Origin of the sequence: Halobacillus sp. K22 (genome assembly GCF_052246795.1) — a bacterium.
Lineage (GTDB): Bacteria > Bacillota > Bacilli > Bacillales > Halobacillaceae > Halobacillus.
Genome location: NZ_JBQQCN010000006.1, coordinates 26,960 through 52,034, shown reverse-complemented (window position 1 = coordinate 52,034; position 25,075 = coordinate 26,960). Strand labels below are relative to the sequence as shown.

At 39.4% G+C, this 25,075-nt stretch carries 26 protein-coding genes; 10 read left to right on the top strand and 16 right to left on the bottom strand.

What is annotated here, in order from left to right:
• Positions 1 to 23: 23 nt before the first annotated feature.
• Positions 24 to 641, bottom strand: a complete 618-nt coding sequence (locus ACTWPM_RS06500; protein ID WP_443132259.1) for a TetR/AcrR family transcriptional regulator — start codon at positions 639 to 641, stop codon at positions 24 to 26.
• A 201-nt stretch (positions 642 to 842) separates the two neighbouring features.
• Here ACTWPM_RS06500 and ACTWPM_RS06495 point away from each other — a divergent pair, with 201 nt between their 5' ends.
• Both ACTWPM_RS06495 and ACTWPM_RS06490 read left to right on the top strand, forming a co-directional pair.
• Entirely contained in the window at positions 843 to 1,130 is a 288-nt protein-coding gene (locus ACTWPM_RS06495; RefSeq protein ID WP_443132258.1) for a hypothetical protein, read from the top strand.
• A 214-nt stretch (positions 1,131 to 1,344) separates the two neighbouring features.
• The gene (locus ACTWPM_RS06490; RefSeq protein WP_443132257.1) at positions 1,345 to 1,482 is read left to right on the top strand and encodes a hypothetical protein; all 138 of its coding nucleotides are present in this window, start codon (positions 1,345 to 1,347) and stop codon (positions 1,480 to 1,482) included.
• 57 nt (positions 1,483 to 1,539) lie between these two features.
• Here the strand turns inward: ACTWPM_RS06490 and ACTWPM_RS06485 are convergent, their stop codons facing one another.
• From ACTWPM_RS06485 to ACTWPM_RS06475, 3 genes are all read right to left on the bottom strand, one after another.
• On the bottom strand, positions 1,540 to 2,847 hold the full coding sequence (locus ACTWPM_RS06485; protein WP_443132256.1) for a hypothetical protein: 1,308 nt from the start codon (positions 2,845 to 2,847) through the stop codon (positions 1,540 to 1,542).
• A 198-nt stretch (positions 2,848 to 3,045) separates the two neighbouring features.
• On the bottom strand, positions 3,046 to 3,822 hold the full coding sequence (locus ACTWPM_RS06480; RefSeq protein ID WP_443132255.1) for an SDR family NAD(P)-dependent oxidoreductase: 777 nt from the start codon (positions 3,820 to 3,822) through the stop codon (positions 3,046 to 3,048).
• 79 nt (positions 3,823 to 3,901) lie between these two features.
• Positions 3,902 to 4,435, bottom strand: coding sequence for a GrpB family protein (locus ACTWPM_RS06475; protein ID WP_443132254.1), 534 nt, complete (start codon positions 4,433 to 4,435; stop codon positions 3,902 to 3,904).
• 1,282 nt (positions 4,436 to 5,717) lie between these two features.
• On the opposite strand from ACTWPM_RS06475, the gene ACTWPM_RS06470 reads away from it, so the two are divergent.
• Positions 5,718 to 6,140, top strand: a complete 423-nt coding sequence (locus ACTWPM_RS06470; RefSeq protein ID WP_443132253.1) for a hypothetical protein — start codon at positions 5,718 to 5,720, stop codon at positions 6,138 to 6,140.
• Positions 6,141 to 6,313: 173 nt separating this feature from the next.
• A complete protein-coding gene (locus ACTWPM_RS06465; RefSeq protein ID WP_443132252.1) occupies positions 6,314 to 6,964 on the top strand; it encodes a LysE family transporter in 651 nt (216 codons plus the stop codon).
• A 36-nt stretch (positions 6,965 to 7,000) separates the two neighbouring features.
• Here ACTWPM_RS06465 and ACTWPM_RS06460 read toward each other — a convergent pair whose 3' ends face one another.
• Positions 7,001 to 7,189 (bottom strand): hypothetical protein, encoded by a 189-nt coding sequence (locus tag ACTWPM_RS06460; RefSeq protein WP_443132251.1) that lies wholly within the window; start codon positions 7,187 to 7,189, stop codon positions 7,001 to 7,003.
• Positions 7,190 to 7,557: 368 nt separating this feature from the next.
• The gene (locus ACTWPM_RS06455) at positions 7,558 to 7,743 is read right to left on the bottom strand and encodes a hypothetical protein (protein WP_443132250.1); all 186 of its coding nucleotides are present in this window, start codon (positions 7,741 to 7,743) and stop codon (positions 7,558 to 7,560) included.
• A gap of 202 nt (positions 7,744 to 7,945) precedes the next feature.
• Between ACTWPM_RS06455 and ACTWPM_RS06450 the strand changes: the two genes are divergently transcribed.
• Positions 7,946 to 8,128 carry a small acid-soluble spore protein H gene (locus tag ACTWPM_RS06450; protein WP_443132249.1) on the top strand — a complete coding sequence of 61 codons (183 nt, stop codon included), beginning with the start codon at positions 7,946 to 7,948 and terminating at the stop codon, positions 8,126 to 8,128.
• Positions 8,129 to 8,165: 37 nt separating this feature from the next.
• Here ACTWPM_RS06450 and ACTWPM_RS06445 read toward each other — a convergent pair whose 3' ends face one another.
• Both ACTWPM_RS06445 and ACTWPM_RS06440 read right to left on the bottom strand, forming a co-directional pair.
• The gene (locus tag ACTWPM_RS06445) at positions 8,166 to 9,200 is read right to left on the bottom strand and encodes a LacI family DNA-binding transcriptional regulator (RefSeq protein WP_443132248.1); all 1,035 of its coding nucleotides are present in this window, start codon (positions 9,198 to 9,200) and stop codon (positions 8,166 to 8,168) included.
• 134 nt (positions 9,201 to 9,334) lie between these two features.
• The gene (locus ACTWPM_RS06440; RefSeq protein ID WP_443132247.1) at positions 9,335 to 12,067 is read right to left on the bottom strand and encodes a pullulanase; all 2,733 of its coding nucleotides are present in this window, start codon (positions 12,065 to 12,067) and stop codon (positions 9,335 to 9,337) included.
• A 344-nt stretch (positions 12,068 to 12,411) separates the two neighbouring features.
• Here ACTWPM_RS06440 and ACTWPM_RS06435 point away from each other — a divergent pair, with 344 nt between their 5' ends.
• Entirely contained in the window at positions 12,412 to 12,600 is a 189-nt protein-coding gene (locus ACTWPM_RS06435) for a Spo0E family sporulation regulatory protein-aspartic acid phosphatase (protein WP_443132246.1), read from the top strand.
• A 259-nt stretch (positions 12,601 to 12,859) separates the two neighbouring features.
• Here ACTWPM_RS06435 and ACTWPM_RS06430 read toward each other — a convergent pair whose 3' ends face one another.
• Positions 12,860 to 13,084, bottom strand: coding sequence for a hypothetical protein (locus tag ACTWPM_RS06430; RefSeq protein ID WP_443132245.1), 225 nt, complete (start codon positions 13,082 to 13,084; stop codon positions 12,860 to 12,862).
• 140 nt (positions 13,085 to 13,224) lie between these two features.
• Entirely contained in the window at positions 13,225 to 14,709 is a 1,485-nt protein-coding gene (locus ACTWPM_RS06425) for a flotillin family protein (RefSeq protein ID WP_443132244.1), read from the bottom strand.
• Positions 14,710 to 15,322: 613 nt separating this feature from the next.
• Between ACTWPM_RS06425 and ACTWPM_RS06420 the strand changes: the two genes are divergently transcribed.
• Positions 15,323 to 16,168 (top strand): STAS domain-containing protein, encoded by an 846-nt coding sequence (locus ACTWPM_RS06420; protein ID WP_443132243.1) that lies wholly within the window; start codon positions 15,323 to 15,325, stop codon positions 16,166 to 16,168.
• A 34-nt stretch (positions 16,169 to 16,202) separates the two neighbouring features.
• Here the strand turns inward: ACTWPM_RS06420 and ACTWPM_RS06415 are convergent, their stop codons facing one another.
• From ACTWPM_RS06415 to ACTWPM_RS06400, 4 genes are all read right to left on the bottom strand, one after another.
• A complete protein-coding gene (locus ACTWPM_RS06415) occupies positions 16,203 to 17,078 on the bottom strand; it encodes an endonuclease I family protein (RefSeq protein ID WP_443132242.1) in 876 nt (291 codons plus the stop codon).
• Positions 17,079 to 17,286: 208 nt separating this feature from the next.
• Positions 17,287 to 17,502 carry a hypothetical protein gene (locus ACTWPM_RS06410; protein WP_443132241.1) on the bottom strand — a complete coding sequence of 72 codons (216 nt, stop codon included), beginning with the start codon at positions 17,500 to 17,502 and terminating at the stop codon, positions 17,287 to 17,289.
• Positions 17,503 to 17,685: 183 nt separating this feature from the next.
• Positions 17,686 to 18,729: a FecCD family ABC transporter permease gene (locus ACTWPM_RS06405; protein ID WP_443132240.1), complete on the bottom strand. Its 1,044-nt coding sequence runs from the start codon at positions 18,727 to 18,729 to the stop codon at positions 17,686 to 17,688.
• A complete protein-coding gene (locus ACTWPM_RS06400; RefSeq protein ID WP_443132239.1) occupies positions 18,726 to 19,730 on the bottom strand; it encodes a FecCD family ABC transporter permease in 1,005 nt (334 codons plus the stop codon). The genes ACTWPM_RS06405 and ACTWPM_RS06400 overlap by 4 nt, the downstream gene beginning before the upstream one ends.
• A 196-nt stretch (positions 19,731 to 19,926) precedes the next feature.
• On the opposite strand from ACTWPM_RS06400, the gene ACTWPM_RS06395 reads away from it, so the two are divergent.
• A complete protein-coding gene (locus ACTWPM_RS06395; protein ID WP_443132238.1) occupies positions 19,927 to 20,916 on the top strand; it encodes an ABC transporter substrate-binding protein in 990 nt (329 codons plus the stop codon).
• 1,054 nt (positions 20,917 to 21,970) lie between these two features.
• Positions 21,971 to 22,495, top strand: coding sequence for a hypothetical protein (locus ACTWPM_RS06390; RefSeq protein ID WP_443132237.1), 525 nt, complete (start codon positions 21,971 to 21,973; stop codon positions 22,493 to 22,495).
• 53 nt (positions 22,496 to 22,548) lie between these two features.
• On the opposite strand, the gene panF is transcribed toward ACTWPM_RS06390, so the two are convergent.
• Together panF and ACTWPM_RS06380 are read right to left on the bottom strand one after the other, a co-directional pair.
• Positions 22,549 to 24,015, bottom strand: coding sequence for a sodium/pantothenate symporter (gene panF / locus ACTWPM_RS06385; RefSeq protein ID WP_443132236.1), 1,467 nt, complete (start codon positions 24,013 to 24,015; stop codon positions 22,549 to 22,551).
• Entirely contained in the window at positions 24,012 to 24,293 is a 282-nt protein-coding gene (locus tag ACTWPM_RS06380; protein WP_443132235.1) for a YhdT family protein, read from the bottom strand. Before ACTWPM_RS06380 ends, panF begins: the two co-directional genes overlap by 4 nt.
• Positions 24,294 to 24,632: 339 nt before the next feature.
• Between ACTWPM_RS06380 and ACTWPM_RS06375 the strand changes: the two genes are divergently transcribed.
• Positions 24,633 to 25,070 carry a MarR family winged helix-turn-helix transcriptional regulator gene (locus ACTWPM_RS06375; protein WP_443132234.1) on the top strand — a complete coding sequence of 146 codons (438 nt, stop codon included), beginning with the start codon at positions 24,633 to 24,635 and terminating at the stop codon, positions 25,068 to 25,070.
• Positions 25,071 to 25,075 lie beyond the last annotated feature (5 nt).

Here is a 25,075-nt window from a genome sequence, read left to right as displayed (position 1 = left end):
TTCCTTCTTTCTAATTATTCAGGTTACGAATTTTTAACGAGTCCTTTTTTTAATAAACGGAGTTCGGCTACATATTTATCTAACGCTTCCGTCTCCGTAAATTCATTGGATACACAGTGAACTAAATTATGAAAGGTCACAGCAATAAGTATCTGCATGAGATGATAGAATTCTTCTTCATTAGAAACATCAAGATTTTCCATATCTACGAGCTGATAAATCTCATGAAAACGCTGCTCAATATTCTGCTTCGTTAAATTCTTTGTAAATGCATGTTCAATTTTGTAATTCATGTTCATTAGCACATTTCTGATAAAGTTACTTTTGCCATTTTCATTGGAGAATCGGAAAACCGTCATATATACCTCTGTCATAGCTTGAAATAGATCTCCGTTAAACACCTTCACATTCTCAATAAAATTTTCATGACGCTCTTCTGCATGCTCATTTAATAAATAAAAAAAAGCATCTTCTTTATCATGAAAGTACTGATAAAAACTCCCTCGTGGGATTTCCGCCTTCTTTAAAATGTTAGCGATAGAAGCCTCATATAAAGACACACGTGAAAACTCGTCTCTAGCAGCTTCAACCAGCTTATTTTTCTTATCATCCTTCAAGTTAAAAAAAGTTTGTTTAGGCATTTATATAACTCCTTATTCTATAGAAATGACACCATGTCACATTCAGCACAAAAGCTACTATAAGTGACATGATGTCATATGTCAAGAACAGGACTGTAAGTAGAAGGCTGACTATTGTGTTCAATAAAATTACGAGTAAAAAATGCTAAATGTGCAGATATTAAACATGCTTCAAACTACTTGAGAAAAGGAGGTTACGACATGAAAAAGAAATTGATGTTATTAGCGTTGTCTATCGTTATGTCTACTGGACTTCTGACTGCTTGTGCAATGGACGACGATAATCAGATGAACAACCAGCCTGAGGACGTAAATTACGATCCGATGCGTTATGGAGACAATGAAAATCGTATGAATTACGATCGCATGGATGACCGTATGGATAACGGTCGTATGGACGAGAATCGTATGGACGAGAATCGTATGAACGAGAATCGCGGACCAGACATGGGAGCAGATCCCCGTGATGTAAGGGAGCCAGCCTGGTGAACGGGACACTCCTTTTAATATGGATGAAGAAGAACCAGACGTAGATGAAGAGCCATCTGAAGAAAGACGCGACCAATAAGCTCTGGATCTCATGCATAACATATTGCGAACTCAAAATTTCTCCCTGGATATGAGAAAAGTTCCCACACATAAGTCAAGCCTGCCCTACTCATAATAGGAAAGGCTTGAAAAGCCAAGTGAGGAGAGATATTTGATGAGAAGAAATGTACAATGGTGGCCGCTGCTTGGTTCAATTGGCATTGGCTTTGCTGCATATAGCATGATGAATGGACGTGGATCTAGAGATAGAAAAGGTATGTCAGATTTCACAAACATGGATAATGAGAACTAAACATTATTCTCTTATAAAAAAACAGTCAGCAAATACGCTGACTGTTTTTTGGATTTATCATTCACCTGAAGAGTGCAGGGGATCATAAATACGTAAAGGATTAGTGAATTTTATCCCAAAATTCTCCTGATTAACAACTGCCGGATCTAATATAGCATCACCTTCAGGTTTTATCCCTTTTTCAACCCATTTCACTAAATCAGCAAAAGCTTCTGTCTCCTCTGCTGGAGTAAACTCGCAGTGACCTACCGCTCGTACAGCCCTGCTGACAAGTAAATCTGAGTCACCATTTGCTGCTACTTTTTTGGCATACATCTGCTCCATAGAGAAAGGTACAAATAGATCACCTAAAGTGTGAAGCGTGATTACAGGTTGATGAAGTTCTCCTGATATGCTTGGTATTTTTGATAGTCCATTTATATTTTGAGCTTGAGGATCAGCAGTAATATTAGGAATCTTTTCAGCTAACTCAATCTCCTCCACTGAGAGCTCAGGGTTTGAATCAAGTTGATAAATGGAATCTGTATTATCAATAATATTGCCTGGTGTTCCGTAGGAGAAGTCTGAACGATATAGGGTGTATAAGAAATTCTTCCAGCTTGAAAACGCGAGATTGAACAAGGGACGATCTCCACCTGAAAAATACATTGTAAGATCTCGAAGCATTTCTCCCTCAGCAGTCAGTAAACCTGTATTTAGTCCCAGGGTTTGTTTTATTTTAGGAACGACATGGGTTTGGTAATTATCTACCGCTGGAAATTGGGGTTCAATTCCTGCAAGAACTTGAGAAGCAAGGTTAAAGTCTGAGAAAAAGTCAAATAATTCGTTGTCTCCCATCACTCCGCACATAGGCATAGCTCCATCATACGTATTATGGTATTGCTCAATAAGCACACCTGTAATGTGACCCCCCATAGAATGCCCTACTACGTAGGTCTGCTCTGGTTTTGCAATTTTTCCATTGAAGAATTTCCCAAGAGCATGGGTATCCATTACTCCCTGTTTCACATCATAGCCATTTGTGCTATAGCTGGATGCCCCCCATGCATACCCTTTTTCCAGAAGATACTTTCTTAAATTTTCTGGATTGTCGACAGTTAACTCTTTAACATCAGCATTCCTATAACCATGAGCGTAAAGAACAAGCTCTCCATTCCACCTTTCCGGGACTTCTATTCTGTAACCAGCTCCCTTATGTACACCCCAGTACCTATTTGTTTCTAACCCATTAAGTTCATCAAATGGCAGCTTATCCTTATTTACAAAGTAATTCGTTTTCTTATCAGCAGCCGCCGTGCTCTGTGCAGAAAACCCAAATATAACTATGAAACAAACCAACACGCATGTGATCGTGCGTAAACCCATATTAAGTTTCCTCCCTTTATTGGTTAATTACATAATAAATGTCAGAATTTTCTAACATGAACTCATCTTACCTTATAAATTTTTAAATTTCCATTTTTATTTAAGGACTTCCTTAAAAATAAACAGCTGGTTTGTTTCAGAATCCATCACAAAAAACTCGAAGGGTAGAAATCCTTCGAGTTGTACAGAAATAATAGTTTACAATCCGAAGGTTGTCATGCCTCCGTCTACGAAAATGTTCTGTCCCGTTGTGTAACTTGAACCTCTTGCAGCAAAGTAAAGAACCGATGTCTTCAGTTCCTCTAACTGACCAAGGCGCTTCATAGGAGCCCTGTTTTCAATCATAGATCTGAATTCATCATTCTCCAATTTGTCACGGTTAAAATCTGTTTTGAAGAACCAGGGACTAATAGCATTCACGGTAATGTTACTCCCGGCTAATTCACCAGCCAACTGTTTGGTCAGGTGGATCACGCCTGCTTTACTGGTTCCGTAGACAGAGCTGAAATACAAACTCACATCCCCCGCAACAGATGCCGTATTGATAATCCGGCCATACTCTTGTTTTTTCATATATGGAACGACAGCCTGACTCATAAAGAATACAGATTTCAAATTAGTGTCCATTACTCGATTCCAATCATCTTCATTAAGTGTATCTACAGTTCCCTTAGAGGTCGTGCCGGCATTATTTACTAAGATATCAATATGGCCGTATTCTTTATATATTTGCTCGGTTATAATTTTAATTGCTTCATTATCAGTCACATCGCAGACCATAGAATTAACACTTCCTCCAGTTAGGTCTTTAATTTCCTGTGCTGTTTTTTCTAATTTCTTGCCTGTTCTTCCAAGCAGCACAACATCGGAACCGCTCTCAGCCAGCGTCTCAGCCATTACCCGGCCAATGCCGCTTCCTCCACCTGTTACCACTGCTACTTTTCCTTGATTGGAAAATAAATTAATATAAATCACTCCTCTATGGTGAATTAGTTTATTGTTTCTAAAGGTGTTTCCCCAAGGAGGGTGATGAGTAAACTGTTGGCGCTGCAGTTTATTTATGGTCATAATTTGATTGATACACGTACCATTCCAAAGCCTTTCGTTCAACTTCGCTCACAAGGTCTGACTTACCTTCTATATAAGCATCCATATCGAAAGGAAACTGGATGGCTAAGCGCTGTTTTACATTTCCATACTCTTTCCTCGCTTCTGGATGGGACCGCAGATAATCTCGAAAAGCCAGGTGACGCTTAACATTTTCATCTCCCTGTTCAAATACATGAACGTGATGAGTGCGTTGGTCCCCTCCTTTTTGGAAGAATCTTCGACCTGGGATACCGTATTCTCCCCTCGCCTCGTAATTTATCATTCGCATTTGTTGATTATATTGGTCAACTTGTTCTATATCTTTAACGATCGGCATCACATCTATGACCGGCTTGGCTTTTTGGCCTGGCACAGAAGTGCTGCCGATGTGATAAATTTCTATTACTTCAGATTGAAAGATACTCCATAATTTTTTCTTTTCTTTTTCAAATTTTAGAGGCCACCTTTCATCATATAAGAAAACTTCCACCCTTCTCATTCGCCCATTCCTCCATTGATAGCCATTTTCAACAAACCTACTCATCGTCTGTCTTTCATTATAAAGCATATACTTTTTTCCGTTTCCAGAATACTTCTCCCTAGGATAAATCTCTTGCGTCTTGTCAGCTTTAAGATTTGAACACTTTGAGGTAATTGCAACGTGGAGACATTTATGAAGACACGCCGTACCAGCCATATTTTAATTATTATTTTTTAGCTAAAATCAAACAGGTATCACCTGGGCTCTGCTACGATTTATTAGATTAATGTAAACGTTAACAATTACGACACAAATTACCTTTTCAAAAGCTGTAAAGTGGTGATATAATGTAAGTGTAAGGAAGATAAGAAATAAAACTTAAACAACTTAGGTGGCTCAACCATCGCGAGTTCGTTTCCAAACGAACATCGACTTAGACTGACAGTATAGGGAACACATTTCCTGTGTAAAGGATGAGATCAGCCCTCACTAAGGTCGAGTCACAAACTGCTCAATTTTAGTGGACACCAACCACTACGTTTCACTTGTCAGACCATGACCTTTCAAAACAGTTAGGAGACTTTTTGAAAAGGTAGTCGACTTGTTGAAACAACCTGTTACGATTCGCCTTCTGTTTTAAAGAAGGATCCATTTTCCAAATTGGACTTAACCAAGAGGAATTAGGAAACGAATTCATCTTAGAATCATTCTTCTGAGTATGAGCAAGATAATTAATATGTAGGATCTGGGATGATTCTTACATGGTTGGGTCACCTAAGTTGTTTATTACTTAAGCCTGCTATCCATTATTGGATAACAGGCTTTTTTATTTAATGGTCTGCTAAACTTGAGGGTTAAATTCTGAGAACGTTCTTAATTTAAATTTAGGGACGTTTTCTGAAAGACTCCGTTTCGAAATATTATGCGGAAAAAGGATTCAGGGAAAGACTCGCTTTCGGCGGGCGTTTGCTGAGTCTCCTAGAGCTTAAGCTCTCTCGGCTCTCATCTAAACAACTTTCCCCAGATGAGCCTCCCTCGTTCCTTTCACTCGTTGCAATACAAGGTTCTTTGAAACGGTGGTAATTGGGTATGGAAATGGCGAGACTTGATATTATAAAATCAAGGTTTTCCTGTACCATAAGAAACTTATAAGAAGGTAGATGAGCTCTAATTAAACTTTGAAATTTCTAATGTGATCTGTCATAGTTTCAATTGTCATGAATTTCGATTATATTAAAGAATTATAGGGTAAATTCTATACAGTGAAGTGAAATATGTCTTGAAAGGGTTGATGAAGAAAATGCTATACATATGGGACATCGAGGAAATAATTAAAAATACATTAGAGCAGCATCGCTTAGATATAAACTATGAATCTAACAATAGTCTCTCCGCACCTATGAGTTACAATGTTTCTACAAATACGATCCGCTTTCATTACCTGGAAGTAAATGGTTATATGAGTAAGGTTAAAATAAAAGAAAGTGAAGAAAACCTTGTGAAAATTATGCTATACCATGAAATCGGCTACTACCTTACTTTCAAAAAACATAAACACGATTTGAGGACACTCATGTATGGGGGCGACGAAGAAATTGCAGAGCTAAAATCCATCATAGAAACAAACGCATGGGATTACGGAAGAACTCTCGTCCCTGAAGAACTTGTAGAGTCTTATGATAAAGTGCGTGAATTGGACAAAATGCTTATTAAGGGTCTTTAGTTAGAAGCATACTAATAATAAAAAAAGGTTTTCACAACTATACTTAACTTGTGAAAACCTTTTTTTTATGGAATTCTACATACCATTCATCATCCCGCTTTTTGGAAAAGCTTCTTTTATTGTCTTCTAAATTTAACTGTTCTTTCATTTAATGTACAGAAGGAGGACAAGCCATGTTTTTACTATTGGTCAGGCAAATCATTCTAGGCTTATCAATTGCGGCGCCTATTGGGCCTATAAACCTGGAAATAATCAGAAGAGGGATTTACCAGGGATTCTGGCCCTCCATACTTGTAGGAGCGGGAGGGATGACAGCTGACCTCACACTTATGTTTCTTATGTATCAAGGGTTATCAAAATACTTAATCATAAACTCGGTGCAGGTCATTCTGTTAGTTTTTGGAGCTCTTGTCTTAACTTATACAGGTTTTCAGAGCCTCTTTACAAAAAAAGAATCTGTTACTATTTCCCCTAACCGAGACACAGATTTCGCCCAAGGATGCATTCGACCTTACCTGACCGGTTTATCCCTGGCAGCTTTCAATCCACTAAATATTCTATTTTGGCTGGGAATTTATGGATCCGCTTTAAGTGAAACATTTCAAAAAGACAATCTACTAAAAGCATTCTATATAAGCAGTGCCATTTTTATCGGAATAGCACTGTGGAACTTAAATTTAGCGCTTACCGTTCATTTTAGTAAAGGGATTCTGAAACCACGTATATTGAGAATGATTTCAGTAGGTTCGAGTCTATTCTTACTTGGGTTAGGAATTTATTTTGCATGTAAAGCGGTCATGTCTATCCTTCTTTTTATGACTTAATATAATTCCATGTCCACTTTTCCATTGAAAAGTGGCCTACTCTCGAGCATTTACCTTTTGATTAGATGATTGTTTTCTTTGAAGCAGTGAGGATGCCCAGAACAATACGATAATAGCAATAAGATCAAATACCCTTATTTCTCCATATTCAAGAATTGCATAAATGAACGAAATGATATAAAAAACTCCAAATAAGGCTGGAATATAAGATAATAATTTTTTCATAAAACTTCTCCTTTTAAATTTTCATTCTGAGGTCTTTGTGCTAGTCAGGAGTTGTGTTTTTATTTACAAAACCTTAATTTACAGACTTTTATTTACAAATAACTTCAGACCCAGAGGGGTCAGGAACAATAAGCAAAATAAAAGAAGACACAGCGCATGTACCGCTTTATTGCCTCTTTCTTTCTCTTTAAAAAATCCTTGGGCAGCCAAAATTATGCCTGCAAGCAAAACTGGAATAATTAAAAAGATGATCCCATAGGAAAGCCACGTTATGGAATAGAAAAAGACTGCAGCAACAGTTACAAAGAAATATGTTATGAAACATAAAATGAAAGAAGCTTTAGCAAGTGAAGACACCCCCATACCTCCTATCGTTTCGAAAGCTTAAAATAAAGCAGAGCAGAAATATAATAAACTACTGTCAGAATGAGAACCAGGATAACAGCTTCCAAAATTTTTTCAGTTTTATATTTATTTGCGTAACCTAGAAAATAAAGGACCCACGAAACAATCGGAATTACACCAAGCCAATACATAAACTTTCGATCTTCCATCAAACCGACTCCTACTAATTAATATTTTCTGTTTCTCTTTTCCTCTACGAATAAGTATTTAAACCGTTTCAATGTGTCTTTATTTTTATAAATTATTTGAGCGATGCTACATTTCTGAAGATCATGCTTATATACAGTCCTCTCCTAAAGAATAGACTTCCCCAGCAAGCACAAACTATAAAAAAGGAGGGTTTGCTGCCTAATGAACAAACAGCGTGCACAAGAAATAGCTTCATCCCCTGTAATGGCTCACGTTACGTTTAATAATCAGCCGATTTACATTCAACATGTAGATGAATCAAATGCAACAGCGCGAATTTACCCGATTGACCAGCCGGAAAATGAGTTAGAAGTTTCGCTCAACGAGTTGCGTGAGATGCATTAGACGAATGAAAGCACCCTTCTCACTAATGAAGGGTGCTTTATAGTATTTTACAGGGGGCCGTACTATTCCCATCGATGAGATGAACAGGGAGGGAAATTCTGCGATTTTCCACCGGCCAAGCGTTATTTTGAATCTGCGCAAATAGCAAGTTCACTGCAGTTACTCCCTTATCGCTTACATCTTGCTTAACTGTCGTAAGCTTTGGAATCATGTAGTTAGTAAAGTAAACTCCATCAAATCCAGTTATGGAGAGATCCCTCGGAATGTCGTACCCTTTTTCATCCAGCCGCTTATATAAGCCGAGAGCGGTAATATCTGAAAAACTTATGACAGCCGTGACTTCTGGGAATTTCCCGATTATATCATCTGCTGCGTGATATCCACCCTCAGCTGAAGTATCCGTTTCAATAAGGAGTGATTCATCATAACAGTTAAAAGCTGATAATTCTTTTTTGCAGCCTTGCCACCTGAAATAATTGACCGAATTACGGGTCAGTTTACCTGAAAGAAGGGCTATCTTTCTGTGACCTAAATCAAGAAGATGTTTAGCAGCAGAGGCAGCTCCTTTTTCGTCCTCATTACGCACCTGGTACAAATTCACATCCTCGAAATAACTGTCTATATAAACTGCGGGAATATTGGCTTCCTCAGCCACTTTCACAAATGAAGAATCCTCTTCCGCTCCAACAATAATTACCCCGTCCAGATCCCTTTGAGTAATAAAGGCGGATAACTCTTCAGCCGAATCGATCCCCTTTAAAGCGATGGCAAATTCATAATCACTCGCTTCTGCCTCAACTCCTGAGATCAATTCCCAATAAAAAGGGTTATCCTTGAGCCTTCGTTCGGGCTGTGTTACTGAAACAACCACACCGAACAAATAGGATTTCTTTGTACGCAAATTTTTCGCAGCTATATTACCTTGATACCGGTATTGCTGAATGACCGAGCGAACTCGTTCAGCCGTTTTTTCGGATACTCTTCCTTTACCGTTTATAACGTTAGATACCGTAGCTATCGACACATTAGCTTTTTCTGCAATATACTTTATCGTAACTTGTTTTGGCAGCACGTTTGGAACCCTCCGCATGGAACTAATCGAATATACTGTATTACATAGTAGCATATCTTTTAATAGTTGCGTATAGGTTTTCCAGTGCGCCTTATATAAAAATCCCCCTCCATAAGTTACAGAGGGGGAGATAATTAGTTCTTAACTTTAACTACAACGGTCGTGAGAGGATCCAGCGTAATGCCGTCTTTATCCAATGTAAACCCAGATGGATCTTTAACTTTTTTTGTACCTGCTTCGTCTCTATCCACTACAACCTTTTCTTTTCTAAGATCTTCTTCAAGTGAAAGCGTACGTTTCTCACTATCCGCATTAATGAATACATAATAGGTACCTGTATTATCTGTAGACACATTTTTATAGCCGATCAGAAGGTCAGAGGATTCGATTTCAGGTGCGTCGATTAAGCTTACATTTTCATTTACCAGCTCTTCCGTGCCTAAACGGAAAGCATTGGTGGACTTTCTAAGCTCAATCAAACCTTTCGTATACTCCATTGTTTCTTTATGGATTCCTTCTTCTTGTACTTTATCCCAGTCAAACATGTTAATAGCGTCAGAAGAATCATAGGAATCATGGATAAAGTAAGGATTGTCAAACGGTTCACCATTTTCATCTACCATATAAGTGAACTTTTCCTCTGGAACACCTTCTCCCTTCCATTGCTTCGTTCTTCCGTATTCTTGACCAGCATGAAGGAAAGAGATGCCTTGACTTGTTAAAATCATAGAATTACCAATTCGAATCCTTTTTTGAATTTCCTCCTCATGTTCTGCAGGATCTTTTTTAATGGATTGGGCAATAACATCATGCAGCGGTAAATTATCATGTGCAGCAATATATTGAACGATATCTCCTGGATCATCTTCCGAGACATTTCCAGGCTGGGCTTTAATATTGTTAAAAATCGTAGTTATATCTCTGGCGCCGCCGGTTATGAACCTTGGTTCTCCTTCACTGCCGAATCCAGATTTCAACTCATTTCGAATTTCATCTGAGAAAACCGCGGCTCCGTTTGTCTCATCCATCCAGTCCTGGTCTGCCGGTGTAACTTCATTCTCCGGACTTCCATCTCCTACAAACGTACGCCACCCTTCCCCAAGCATGAGGATATTTGGATTGAGCTGTTTGGCTTCATCATAAGCCTTTTGGACACTTTCTGCATCGAGATCGCCCATTAAGTCGAAGCGGAATCCATCGATCTTGAATTCGTCCACCCAGTATTTTATGGAATCGACCATAAGTTTTCTGGACATCGCGTGTGTCGTACCTACTTTTCCACCGCCGTAACCGATCTTAGCGTTTCCTTCTTCATCCATGAAATGATAATAATCAGGAACCAGATCCTCCAGAATGCTTACCTTGGCCGTATGGTTATAAACCACGTCCAGCACGACCCCCATTTTATGTTTATGAATTTCTTTTACCAATTGTTTAAATTCTGCAATACGGGCTTCAGGGTCTTTAGGACGTTCAGAATACATCCCCGTCAGTGAGAAGTAGCTGTGGGGATCATAGCCCCAGTTATAGTTATTGTCTTTTGAGGAATACTCGCGCTCCCGTTCATCAGCTTCAAATTCATCGCCAAAATAATATTTCATTACAGGAAGAAGCTGAACGTGCGTTACGCCTAATTCTTTCAAGTAATCTAACTTTTCCCCAAAAGCTTCAAACGTACCAAATTGGCTATCCAGTTCAGATGCCAGATCCGGGTCGGAAGTAATGTCTCTTACGTGCGCTTCCCAGATAACAGCATCTTCTCGTTTTTCAAAGTCTTTAATTTTAGCGTAATGAAGTTTCGGACCAATGGATGAAGGATCTACAATAGCCGCTTTACCCACTGTGTCTTCATCATCATCTCTTGAGGCAGCCATGGATTTGGCATAAGGGTCAAGAGCCGTCTTGGTTTCACAGAATGCTTTCACTTCGTACTGGTAATAATATCCAGTCAGATCTTGAATGCCTGTATGCTTTTCATTAAGGGTTACTTCGAATACCCCTTTTTCACCTTTATTCATAGGTATTGATTCTTTAACAACCTCGTTCTGGTCCCTTTTATTGTAAAGTGTCACAGATACTTCTTCAGCTACAGGAGACCACACTTTAAGTTGAGCAGATCCATCTTTATAGAGAGTTGCTCCAAGATCGTTGCCCTCATAGGAAAATTCCTTATCAATCAACTTCCACGATGCCTTCGCTTCAGTATCCTGACCTTTGAATTCAACCGTGTACGCTTTTGTTACTTCCAACACTTCTTTTGTAGTTAACTGAGCCGTTTGACCATCCACATTAACTTCTTCAATCGTTAATGTTGCGCCATTGTGCTTGATTGAAAAGTCTCCCCTGGTCCATTCGGCCGGTACTTTGCTTAACTCAACTTGAATTTGATGCTCTTCTACAATTTCTGCGTAAGTTAGATCCGTAGTAACCTCCGGTTGTTCTGAATATACATCAGCATCGCCTTCGACAAGCCAGAATTCTTTTTCACCAGAGCTTGGAAAACTTCTGTCTCCAGGCGTGTCCTTATTGTCGCCCTTATGTACGATGAAGTTGAGTCCATTCTCGATATTTTCTACAGGGATATCAGCATAAACTCCCCATTCAGAATTTTCATCAAAGAGCACGGGGTTACCCCAATCTACGGTATAGTTGATTGCAGGGTTCTGATCGTCTTGGTTCCACAAGTGAAGACCCCAGCCTTCATACTCCTCATCCATACGTTTATAGTGAATTCTTATATGATTTTCAGGTACAAGTGCTTCGCTCTTATCTTCTCCACCAGCTAAAGATGGCGTAGGAAAAAAACTCATAAATAAAAACATAATTAAACAAAACCCTCCAACAATGAAACTTTGCAATTTACTCAAATTTACCCCTCCTTGAATTTTGAAAACCTCTAAATTATGATCTACTTACTGGTTAAACGTTTAATCATAAGGATAAAAAAATAAAATAAAACGCTTTCATTAAAAACGTAACATATTTTTAAGGATTTTAAAGTGTCTAAGGTAATATTTTGAAAAAGCGGAATATTTACCTAATCAAATTTTCTCAATTTAGTTAGAGGTATAATAATCTTGCGCTCTTTTAGACATAACTGTAAAATATGATAATTCAATGAATTTTTTTCCGATTAGGATGCATGTAAAAGCCTTCTGATGTTAATTTAATTGTGCAATTACATGCCAAGGTATTATAGGAGGCATCTTAAATGAATGAAGAAGATCTAAAAACTAAAATTGAAGAAACAAGAAAGTCTATGTATGAAGCTTACACTCAAGGAGAGGATTATAACAAAGTTCTGAAGATCTCTCAGCAGCTTGATGGTTTACTAAATAGAATGGTAAAGCTCAAGAATAATTGTAAGTTTGTGTTAATTCTGCTCCCTATCCTTATCTAAACTAACCTAGCTGTAAAATATCCTGCATCTTGCAAATATACAGTTAAAAACCTTAAATGATTTTATAACCAGCTTAGTTGCAAATGTAACCGGTGCATCTCAGATGGAATCCGTCGCTTATTCGCTTAATTTAGACGCGAGTATTTCAGCTTCCCTGCACGTTATTCAACAATCACTTTAAATATTTCTATGCTGATATCGTTATTGATTAAAAAAGAAATAAATCACCCATAATCTACGCAAGTAAAAAAATGGAGGATCAGATCTTCCATTTTTTTATTAAAGAATTATTAAGGATCTGTTTTATTTCCTTTTCTCCGAGATACTCGTTCGCAGATTCCATACGTTCGTGTTTATCAACAGAATCCCCATCATAGCGTTCATCTTCAAAAGGCTTCTCGGACTTCAAGCCCTCTTCACCATCCACTCCACCTTTTGAATGGGGAACGTAAGGATTATTAGATTTAGCCTCTCGTTTTACCATATCCATCACCTCTTTAAGTAGTTTGAGGCTTCAGGTTGTTTTTATCCTGTGAAGTAACATTTTGCGTACTTTTTTCTGAATGTGAAAAGCAGAATGGAGGGAAAATTCCCCCTCCATTCTGCTAAACTAACCAGTTTATACTATTCCTCTGTTTCTTGTTCACCTTCGCTCTTTCTCTCTGGCTTGTCTTCTTCCATCGTTGCTGAAGCTTCCTCAAATTGCTTTGATGCTTCAGAAGAGAAGTTTGTTACATTGCCTCTTGAAACATAGCTCTCAAGCATAGCTTTTAAGTCCATTCCTGTGGTCTCCTTTAAAGACTCCTGGATACCCAGCATAGTTGAGGTTACACTATTTGCCACTTTCGCTGAGCCGCCGTTGGAATTAGAGCCACCCATGTCGATTACTTTCATGTCTTGAATTTGGGAGAGTGGAGCTGATACTTTCTCAGCATATTCAGGTAATACGTTAATCAGCATTTCTACAATAGCTGCTTCTCCATAGTGTTCCATAGCTTTAGCCATACGCTCTTTAGACTCTGCTTGTGCAATTCCCCGCTGACGAATAACTTCCGCTTCGGATTCCCCTTTAATTCTCTCTGTATCTGCTTCTGCTTCTGCTCGTTTTGTAACTTCATAAGCTTCCGCGTCTGCAATGGAACGGCGTCGTTTATTTTCTTCCTCTTCCAGCTCCACGGCTCGCTGTTTCTCTATGTATTGAACCTTCAGTTCTTCTTCTTTAATCTGCTGAGCAAGCTTTTGATGTTCAAGCTCACCCGCTTGATTTGCGTTTTCTTTCGCACGGTTGGTATCTTTCTGGAATTCTGCTTCCTTAATGTCCTTTTCTTTAGTGGATTCGGCTACAGCCGTAAGTCTACGGTTTTCTTCGTCTTGAGCTTCCTGATCATTTTTCGCCTGATAAATGCGAGTTTCTTTAGTTGCATCCGATTCAGCCATGTTCGCTTTCTTCTGAACTTCAGCAATATGCGGTCGACCGAGAGCATCAATATATCCATTTTCCTGGTCAACGTCTTCCACATCGTTTAAGGCGAATGAAGTGATTTCAAAGCCCATTCCTTTTAAATCAGCTTCAGCTATTTTTTTAACTTGCGTATTCACTTCTTTAAAGTCGTTATAGATCTTTTCAATAGGAAGAGAAGCTATAATAGAGCGCAGATGGCCATTTAACACATCTTTCAATTCTGATTCACGCTCATTTTGTTTCTTTCCTAAGAATTTTTCAGCGAAGTTAGCCATAATTTCCAGTTCACTGCCTATGCTGATTACAGCCGTACTAGCTACTCTCACCGGAATTCCTTCTTTGGTATAAGCTTTTTCTGAATTCACTTGCAGCTGAAAAGAAGTTAAGTCAATCGGTGTTGCCGTTTGAAACATTCTCAAGCGATATCCACCGCCGCGAATGATTTTAACAGATCGTCCATTCTCATCTTCGAACACATTTTTTTCCTGCTGCGGATCTCCCAGTTTTGGTCCTGTCACAATTAAGGCTTCGTTCGAGCTTGCCGTTTTGTAACGCAGGCGAAAAATGATAAAGGCGGTAATTCCCCCTATTAGTACGACGATTCCTAAGACGATTAGGATGATTGCGAGCAAAGTATTTTCCAGCAAATTTACAACCCCTTTTTCTTTTTTTACTTATTTCCACTATTAAAAATAAGCTCACCATTTCGTAACGAATTCATACCTGCTAAAGTTTCACAATTTAATATATTTATTTAAAATTTTATTTCACAAGAAACGAACGGCTCGTTTGCATCTTACCTTTGGGGCAGTCAACATTATATGACCATTCCTGTAAAATCATATGTCCCGCTTAGGTTTCAAACTTGTGGGAAACTAAACCAGCCCCTGCAGAGGGAAGTTTTCCTACAGCTCTGCGGAAAGCATTTTTGATTTTAATCAATAAGTCTCCTCATCCCTTTCTATCATGATCGTCCATATTAAAATATGCATAACAAAAAGATAGCGCTCAATATAACTCATTCTGGTTACAAATAGTATTTTTCACTTGCTATCACTTTCAGCCATTTCAATTCGGATTTGGATTTTTCGATCGACTTATATTCTCACGTCTGATTAAGTATGATTCAAGATGAATAACTATTTTCCAGAGATTGGTCTTAAATTCGCTAAAAAATAACTTATATTAATATAAGTTTTAATGATATAATTCCCTTATTATGGGTAAGAATTTCCATTACCTAATCCTGAGGAGAATTAGATGCAGAGAGAATTTAAATATATCGGCGAAAAGATCGTCGCTCACAAACATCAATTAGCAATGACATACAGCAGTCATATACCTACTATTTCCCACTCAAACCTAGAGGAGCACGGGATGGATGAAAAGAATTATATGAGTCTGCGAGAAGAACTTGTCGAATTTTCCGGGGAGATATTATTTAAGGAAAAAGATATGGTCTACGAAAAAGTACAAAACTGGGCCTCAAAGGTCTCCTCTCTTACAATTGAATATGGGATCTCCTTAACTGACTCTCTGCGTATTATCTCTGCCTTTCAGCCAATTATATGGGATTTTTTCCAGGAGGAACTAGAACTGGAGAAGATATCTCCAAATACCGTAATTGAGACTACCAAAAAAATAGATCGGCTGGTGGACTTAGTCATTAGGGTATTTGGTGAAGTACACGAAAACCATAACCGTCAGCTGGCTGCTACTGCCTATAGTGCTATGGAAGAATTATCAGTGCCCGTAGTACCTATTGCCAGAGGCCTAGTAGTTATCCCTCTTGTTGGAGAGATCGATACGAATAGAGCGGAACTTATTAAAGAAGTTACATTAACTGAAACCAGTGGAACTGAAATTGAGCAGGTCATTTTTGACATATCAGGGGTTCCCATTTTAGATACCATGGTAAGCAATGAACTCTTTACTATTATTCAATCGTTAAAACTATTAGACATAGAGACTAGTATAACAGGGATCCGCCCTTCCATTGCACAAACTATAACTTCTTTAGGAATCGACTTCAGCGACATCCATACGTGTGCCACCCTCCAGCAAGCTCTTGCAAGATTTGGATTGAAACGAGTAAACACCCCTTAGAGCGCATGCCTTTGTGCCAATGGGGTGTTTACATTTAGGTTTTATATATTTGAAGCATTTCTTCAGAAAAATCGATAAAAGGATTGCGATTTCCCTGGATTGAATAAATAGCTTGATTTCTATGATGCTCATAAACGTCTGGAGGTTCACTCTGGTGCCAGTGGAGCAATAGCTCTTTATCTATCCTGTTTCTGTATTCTGGTTCAATTGCTTCTGGATATCTTAATAAGAAATATAACATGGACCTTGCAACCGTGCCCTTTGCATTCTCTGGTTCAAAGCATTCATTTTCGGCTTTCCCGCATTGATTTTCAATCCGGTTTACCGCTGCCCCCCTCATTGGATAGTCTGCAAAATCGTAATAAGGATAGTTGCTTCTAATTGAATTACAAAGAGGTTCACATGTAAACAGATGGTGAAGGTCACCTCGCATGGGTTCTTTTTCGTTGAACCAGGATTGGGGAACAGCATGTTCGCAGTTATATTTCAATCGACTTGAGGATTTGATCATGCTCTCATCACCTGTATAGTCCGCTTTCATTTTCAAATAAGTTTCGAAATCTTCCTGAATAACATCTTCTGGTTCTCTTGCTTCACCTGAGTAAATGCTCCTCAGCTTTCCATCGGGTCTTAAATCGACCCAGGGATACACATATTCACTGGGATCATAGCGAACTTTTTTCATATGAGTTGTTTGGACTAGTTCAACTAACGCTTGTAGATGTGCTTCTTGGAAATTGATATTCTTATAGTAGAATTGTATGGATTGCTTAGCTTTTTCTTGATCATAGTATATTTTATGATCTTTTAAGATATCTTCGACGGTCGTTTTCGTTTGTGACAGACGCTCTTCCAATTGTTTTAAATCTTCACGGTCAATTGGCCGTTGCTCTTCAATTTCCGGATCCATTGAAATTCCTCCTATACCCTGTTAGCGCTCTCTCTACCTTTTTAAGCAGTGGGTGTGTATTGCTAATCTGCTTATCACCTTTTAAAAGAACCTCTCCCCCATCTTTCTGGAGTTTCTTCTGCAGTTGTAACTCATCCGTAGTTTACATAATATAATTACAATTGATAAAAAAGAAGAAAAGTTTATGCTTTTTTCTATGAACTAGGAGTTAATCATCTCCTCCATCTCCCCCAGATCCCTGCCCATCATAATATCTCGCAGTTTTTTCGTATGCTTTGTCGTATAATCTTTCCTTTTTCGTTCTTCTCTGTTTATTCAGCTCATCCCCATAAAATCGATTACTGTTATCACGAAGCATACCATACAGTAAAGGCAAAGCGAGTATAGAAATAAATATTATTAAAAACCAAAACCCGCTGATCATTTTAAAAATCTCCTCCTTTTTTCTTAAACTCTTTTGAACTATTTTCTCATAATTTAACAATTGGATAAATTATTTAATCTCAAGGCAAATTCTCATATTATATGAAACTATAGTTTACTTACCCGCAAATCAATAGCAAGATAATCAGACAAATTAAAAAAGAAGTCCCTATGGACCTCTTTTTTATGAGCGTTTACTTGTGAATAAAAGGTAAATAAAATAAGGAGCTCCGATCGTAGCAGTGAACACACCGGCCGGCACTTCCAAGGGTAAGAATACGGTTCGACCGATTAAGTCTGCCCCCATAACAAGAATAGCACCAATTAAAGCAGATATGGGAATTAACGCACCGTAGAAGGAACCTACCAGCCGTCTGGAAATATGTGGTGCCATTAAGCCTACAAAGCCAATCCCTCCAGCAAATGCTACAGCAATCCCTGTGAGTGCGGTAGCTAAAATGAGGAAGATAAGCCGGTCTCTATTCAAGTTGGCCCCAATACCCGCAGCCGTTTCATCTCCAAGTTCATGGGCGTTGATTCTTCGAGCCACCACCAGTGAAAGAAACAATAAGACAATAACCACGGGTACAATAACCTTTACCTCTGCCCAATTAGAACCATACACACTTCCAGTAAGCCAAATGTTTGCCTGGGAAGCACGAAAGATCGGACCTACGATCATAAGAGTAGTAATAATGGCCTGTGTAAGAGCTGATATGCCGACACCAATAATGATTAATCTCATTGGAGAGATTCCGTTCTTATAAGCCAGAATGTAAAGCATAATTCCAACAATAGCAGCACCTGCAAATGAAGCAAGGGGCATCCAGCTTATACTGACAGTTAAAGCATTATCATCGTTACTAAAAACCGCGAGAAAAGCAACAACTCCAACACCTGCACCGCCTGTAAGACCGATGAAGTCTGGAGAAGCAAGTGGATTTCGAATCATCCCCTGTAAAATCGCTCCGCTTACAGCCAGTGCCATTCCTACAAATAAAGCATTCAAAATCCGTGGCATTCGGAAGGAATTCACAATCATCTGATTTGAACCTTCTCCCTGACCAACAAAAACCTTTAATACATCAACAGGGTGAACAAAAAGTTCTCCCAGTGAAGCTGAAAATAGAAAAACGATTAATAAAACAACTGTTAAAACACCTAAGATCGTTAACGTTTTGGAGTCATATCGGTTTCTTGTGTTACGAATGGTCGTTTCTTTACTCATGAACTTTCTCCCCCTTTACGAGCTATATAGAAGAAGAAAGGTGTGCCTATTACCGCCGTCATGACTCCTACCGGTACTTCTTCCGGCATAATAATATAACGAGCACTAATATCAGCTAGTAAAAGTAACACAGCACCAAGAATACCCGAATAGGGCACGACCCAGCGATGGTCCTGACCAACTATCCATCTTGCGAAGTGCGGAACTACAATTCCTACAAAACCGATAGGACCTGCAACTGCTACGGCCCCGCCAGCCAAAAGTATAATAATGATGCCTGTTACAGCTTTGATCCAAACCGTTCGCTGACCTAAGCCATGGGCTACATCTTCTCCCATAAGAAGGATATTAATATGCCGGGCAATAAATAAAGCACCCAGCCAAGCAGCAGCTAAATAAGGAAGTACTGGAATCAAGTGTTCCAGATCTCTACCCTGGACAGATCCAGCGAGCCAGAATAAGACTTCATCAAGTGCTTTTTCATTTAACACCAGCATTCCTTGAGTGAATGAAGAAAAAAGTGCTGCAATGGCAGCTCCGGCAAGTGTCAGCCGCATAGGTGTTAGTCCCTCTCTACCTATAGAGCCAATGGCATAAACGGTAATTGCCGCGAGCGCAGCTCCAGCAAACGAAATCCACGTTAACCCTCCTAAAGGAACAGCAGGTAAATAAGCAATAGCAAGAACCACTAAAAAAGAGGCCCCAGCATTAACCCCGAATATTCCTGGCGAAGCTAGAGCATTTCTCGTTAAAGCCTGCATTAACACTCCGGCCATGGCCAAAGAAGCTCCTACGCAGGCGGCTATAATAGCTCTCGGAAATCTTACGTCTGTAATTATAATGTGTGTATTGGATTGATCAAAATGAAAAAAAGCCTCGTAAACATCAGAGAAATTCACATCGGTGTATCCTAAAATCACGCTGGCTAAGGTAGACAGGAGGAGTATAAGCACCCCTATTAATATCCCTATCCCCTTCCAGAGAGTTGAATGCAGAACCATAAAACCTTATCCTTTCAAACTTAAACTTCCCAAATCCTAGTAATAAGTCTATTTGTAGAACTAATAAGTGTCAACGAATTTGAGAATCATTTTCAATTTAACTACAAAAATATGACAGAATCTATTGACTTCTCCCTCATTTTTATATAATCTCTTAATGTGAATGATAATCATATTCAATTAGGGAGTTGCTAACATGTTAAAAAAGTACATAGCGCCATTAACTTTATTGATGGTCCTTTCTTTGGTTTTAGCTGCCTGCGGAAATTCTTCATCTGAAGAAGATACATCGCAAGACAGTGAAGATAACTCAAGTGGTTCTGAATCTGGAAATTTCGAGCCATACACAATTGAACATGCGATGGGAGAAACAACTGTAGAAGAAAAGCCTGAGCGTGTCGTCATCCTTACAAATGAGGGTACAGAAGCACTTCTAGCCATGGGGGTTAAACCAGTAGGTGCGGTTAAATCCTGGACAGGCGATCCATGGTACAACCACATCAGTGACCAAATGGAAGGTGTAGAAGTTGTGGGAGACGAATCCAATGTAAATATCGAAAAAATTCTTGAACTAGAACCTGACTTGATCATCGGTAACAAAATGCGTCAGGAAGATATTTATGAAAAGTTAAACCAGATTGCTCCTACCATCTTCTCTGAAACACTACGTGGTGAGTGGCAAAGTAATTTCATGACATATGCTGAAGCTTTAAATATGAAAGATAAAGGTCAAGAACTGATCGACGAATATGATCAACGGCTAACAGACTTTGCTGATCAAGCTGGAGATAAGCTTAATCAAAAAGTTTCGGTAATCCGGTTCATGCCTGACCACGTACGAATCTATCATAAAGATTCCTTCTCTGGCGTCATTCTGGAGCAAATCGGTTTCGAACGACCTGAATCCCAGGATGTGAATGATTTTATGGAAAAAGCGACTAAAGAAAGAATTCCAGCCATGGATGGAGACGTCCTCTTCTACTTCACCTATGAAACTGGAGATGGAGCAGCAAGCAATCTGCAAGAAGAATGGTTAAATGATCCGCTCTTCCAAAATCTTGATGTTGTGAAATCCGGAGACGTTCATGAAGTAAGTGATGCAATCTGGAACACTGCTGGCGGATATATTGCAGCTAATGAAATGGTCGATGATTTGGAGAAATACTTTTTAGAAAATGGTGAGTAAGTTTAAAAGGAATGTCCGGAAGCTCCGGACATTCCTTTTTTTTGGCTCTGTTAAATTTTGTTGTTAATTATATTTCCCTAAATTATTGGGGCGTATTGCGGAAGACTCAAATTCGAGATACCTTGGGGCCGTTACGTTAGTTTGTGGAGGGCTGGTGGGGAAATAACTCGCTTTCCTATGGGGGAACGGTGAGCTTCCTCGCTCGTTTCACTCCCTGGCGGGATCTCACCTAGTTCCTTCTCCCATGGGAGTCTAGTCATTTCCCCACCAACCCAGTCAAGGGAGAATAACGACCCTTCGAGAAGAGAGAATGCTTCCTTCTTAACTGGACTGAAATGCTTTATAACAGGATTTCTACATCTTTACAGATGAAAATTGTCACATAATCCGATTATTATTTCTCATCAAGCAAACAGTATGTCATGTGGTTTCGAGACTCAGATTTGGCCAAGTTCGGAGGGGACGATGAAGACTCCTAGGTTAGAAGCGGAAGCACCTGGGTCAGCGGCGTATGGACTGGACTGAGCTGGCGGAGATAAAGGAAACACGAAGAGCGTAGCAGCGATTCGATGTTGACTTATCGTACAGAAGCGAGGGAAGTCTCACTAGACGCTAGGTGCTGGAGCTGGATAGATCTCCTTATCGTTTATGTCCAGATTTTCGAGTAAGACTAAAAAAAGTGTAAGAATGGGATGAATATGATCGGTGAGATCCCGCAGGGCTGTTAAGCCCGTGGAAGCTCACCACAGAAGAGGAGTTTCGACTAAGAACGCCACGTCCTGTGGCAACGTCGAACGACCCTGCGTAGTGCAGGGCCGGAAAGCGAAATCGTCCGCCGAAGGACTCTCCTCATAACCAATATCTCAAAATCAAGTCTTAAACAAACGGGAGCTCATCTATTAAATCAACATGGTGACTTAACAGATCCCCTCTTTATTTTAGTGGCCTGTTAATTAAAAAAACACAACCCCTCCTATCCTCTGGTTTGTGATGTTCAAGATAACATTGTAAAATCCAAGATAGGATAAAAGTTCAGTAGAAAGTAGGTTTGTTTATGAGTCGATTCGTTAGTTTATTGATCGTGTCCTTAATAATCGCAGGATGTACGAATCAAGATACAGCTCAAAATTCCAACCAGGAGAATAACGCTTCATTTGTAAACATAACTGAAAAGGAATTAGATGATGTGGTATTTACGTACATGGGCGAGGACTACCAGGCCAAATACTACATTGAATGCCTGAGTCAGACTGAGTGTGAAGATTTTCAGCAACAAGAAATTAAAGTAACTGACAGTCTTGATCAGTTAAAAGAAACAATCAAACCAGGGGTGATCAACGCGAAATTAGGAGATAATGTGCAAATTGAGTTTCCAGAAAATCTTTCTAAACCTGACTTTCTCTCTTATCAAAAAATTCAAGGCGGTACTGCTATTGATGAACAAGTAACCAATCAGTCCATAAAAATAAAAGGTGAAAAGGGTAAGAATATGACTTACATCATCAATGCCTCCTGGGGAAGTTCAACCGTAACTACAGCTTCGGTCAAATTTGTTTTTCTTGTACCTCCAGAAGCCTAGTAAAAGCGGAAATTCCAGACCTTCTGGAATTTCCGCTTCTTCTTTATTTAGAACTATGCACTCCAAAGTTTTTCATGCACCTCTGCCTGCACACCGGCATGGAAACGAGCTCTAACGAGACTCCCCACTACATAAGCAATCAGGGAAAGAAACACAGGAAGAGCGACCGTATGCATTCCAAATGCATTTGGCATTAATGTGTGAAAGAGTATATAACTCCCTGCTCCTGTAATTATAGAAGCCATTGCTCCACTCGCGTTTCCTTTTTTCCAATAGAGCCCCATAATTACCGGCCAAATAAAAGCAGCTTCCAAACCACCAAATGAAAAGAGATTCAACCATATTAACAGCTCTGGCGGATTGACAGCCATAGCGAAAACAAGAATACCAATCACGGCTGTAACACCTACACTAAAGCGTTTAATGGTGTGTTCATCTGCCCCCGGCCTCACGTAATTTAAATAAACGTCTTTAACAACCGCAGAACTAACCAGCAGCAGCAGGGAATCAACCGTAGACATGATAGCTGCCATAGGTGCAGCCAGCACGATTCCTGCAAGCCAATTCGGCAGAACTTCCATTGCAATCCTGGGCATGACTGTATCACCAATTTCTATTCCAGGAAGCACCGAGCGAGCAAATACGCCTGTAAGGTGCATACCCAGCATGATGAAACCTACTACAATGGTACCTATGATTAAAGCTTTATGCATCCCTCTGGAATTTTTGTAAGACATCGCTCTTACAGCTACCTGCGGGAGACCGACCACCCCTACACCGACAAGTATCCAGAAAGAAGATACGTAAAGTGGAGTAAGAGATTGGTCGGACCCAAATGGAGAAATAAGAGCAGGGTTCTCTGCAGCTAAATCAGATATGATGTTATCTATGCCGCCACCCGCAATAATCGTTCCTATTAAAATGACCAACGTACCCAGGAACATGATAACACCCTGAATCGTATCCGTAATCGCAACGGCACGAAAACCGCCAATAATGACATAAACCAATACCGATACGGCAAATATAAACAAAGCAGCTGTATAAGATAGACCCGTGAGTGATTCGATCAGTCTGGCTCCTCCAACCCATTGGGCAGCCATAGCAGAGAATAAGAAGATTATGATGCTTACGGCTGATAGAATGACCACCCATTTACTTTGATATCTTTCTTTTAAGAAATCAATCAAAGTAACCGCTCTAATTTTCCTCGCCATAATTGCAAACTTCTTCCCAAGTACAGAGAGAACAAAGTAACCAGTTGCAAGTTGGGACATCGAGAGAAGAACCCACCCAAGCCCCATCGTATAAGCAACACCAGGACCTCCCACAAAGCTACTTGCACTTCCATATGTAGCGGTCATTGTCATCGCAAGGATAAATCCCCCCAGTTGTCTACTGCCAAGGAAATATTCCTGGAGAAAGTTTGAGGTGGACTTGAGATGCTTTGAGGCATAGAAGCCTACAAAGAATATGACTATTAAAAAAAATATAAGTGGAATAATTACCTCCCCGTTCATTCCTCCTCCTCCTCTTCAAACGACACTTCCTTAAATAGATACTTAACAGCGAGCACCACTAATAGAATTACTAGAATAGTAGAAGCAATGCAGCTGTAGAAAAACCATGCCGGCATTCCCCAAATGTAACTATATTCTTCTACAGGTTTTGAACCAAGGCCGTAGGCAAACCCAAACCAAAGAGCAAAATTTATTATGACCAGGACCACTCCAATAAGTGCTTCTCTATTAGCCACACGATACCTTGGGTCCTCCCCAAATTGTTTGTCTTTTTTCATAAATGTACTCCTTATTTAGTAGTTTTCAGTAGAATTTATTACTTTTACCATAACACCTTTTTAAATGTTGATCACTTTAATGAAGTTAAGACCTAGTTGCTTCATTTTATAGGAGTGGGCCGGGTGGATTCAAGAACAGAAACTCATAATTTAAGTAACAATATACCTTCGTATAAAAAAGTACACGTTACGATGATCGACTGATTTCAGTGGGATCACAAAAAGAGCATCAAAGCAACAATTTTGACAATTCTCCCTATGTTTTTTAATCTAAGCTTATGGCAATTAGTAGGTATAGCAACTATTCCTTTGGAGGTGTACCAAAGTGAGGCTTAAACCATGAAGTTATCTTTTGAAGATTATATTAGCATTAAAATTCACCGTACGGATTTAAAACTGACGAGTTACATTAAATCAATGCTTGAACCTTACAACCTGGCCCCTGAGCAGAATTTAATTATGATGCTACTCTGGGAGGAAGATGGATTAAATCAGAAGCAACTCGCCATGAAGTTAAATAAAGACAAAACTAACATCGCTCGTATGGCTTCCAACCTGGAAAAAAAGGGGTTTGTCACTAGGAGCTATTCATGTGAAGACCGCCGTTCACTGGAGCTTTACCTTACAGAAACCGGCAGCGAATTACGCGAAGAGGTACTACCGGTAACCGAAGAATTTAATAAAATTGCCACTGGAAATCTGACGGGTGAAGAGAAAGAGCAATTAGCTCAGCTGCTTAACAAGATAGAGAGGAATTTTAATGAAGATCACCCCTGATTGCT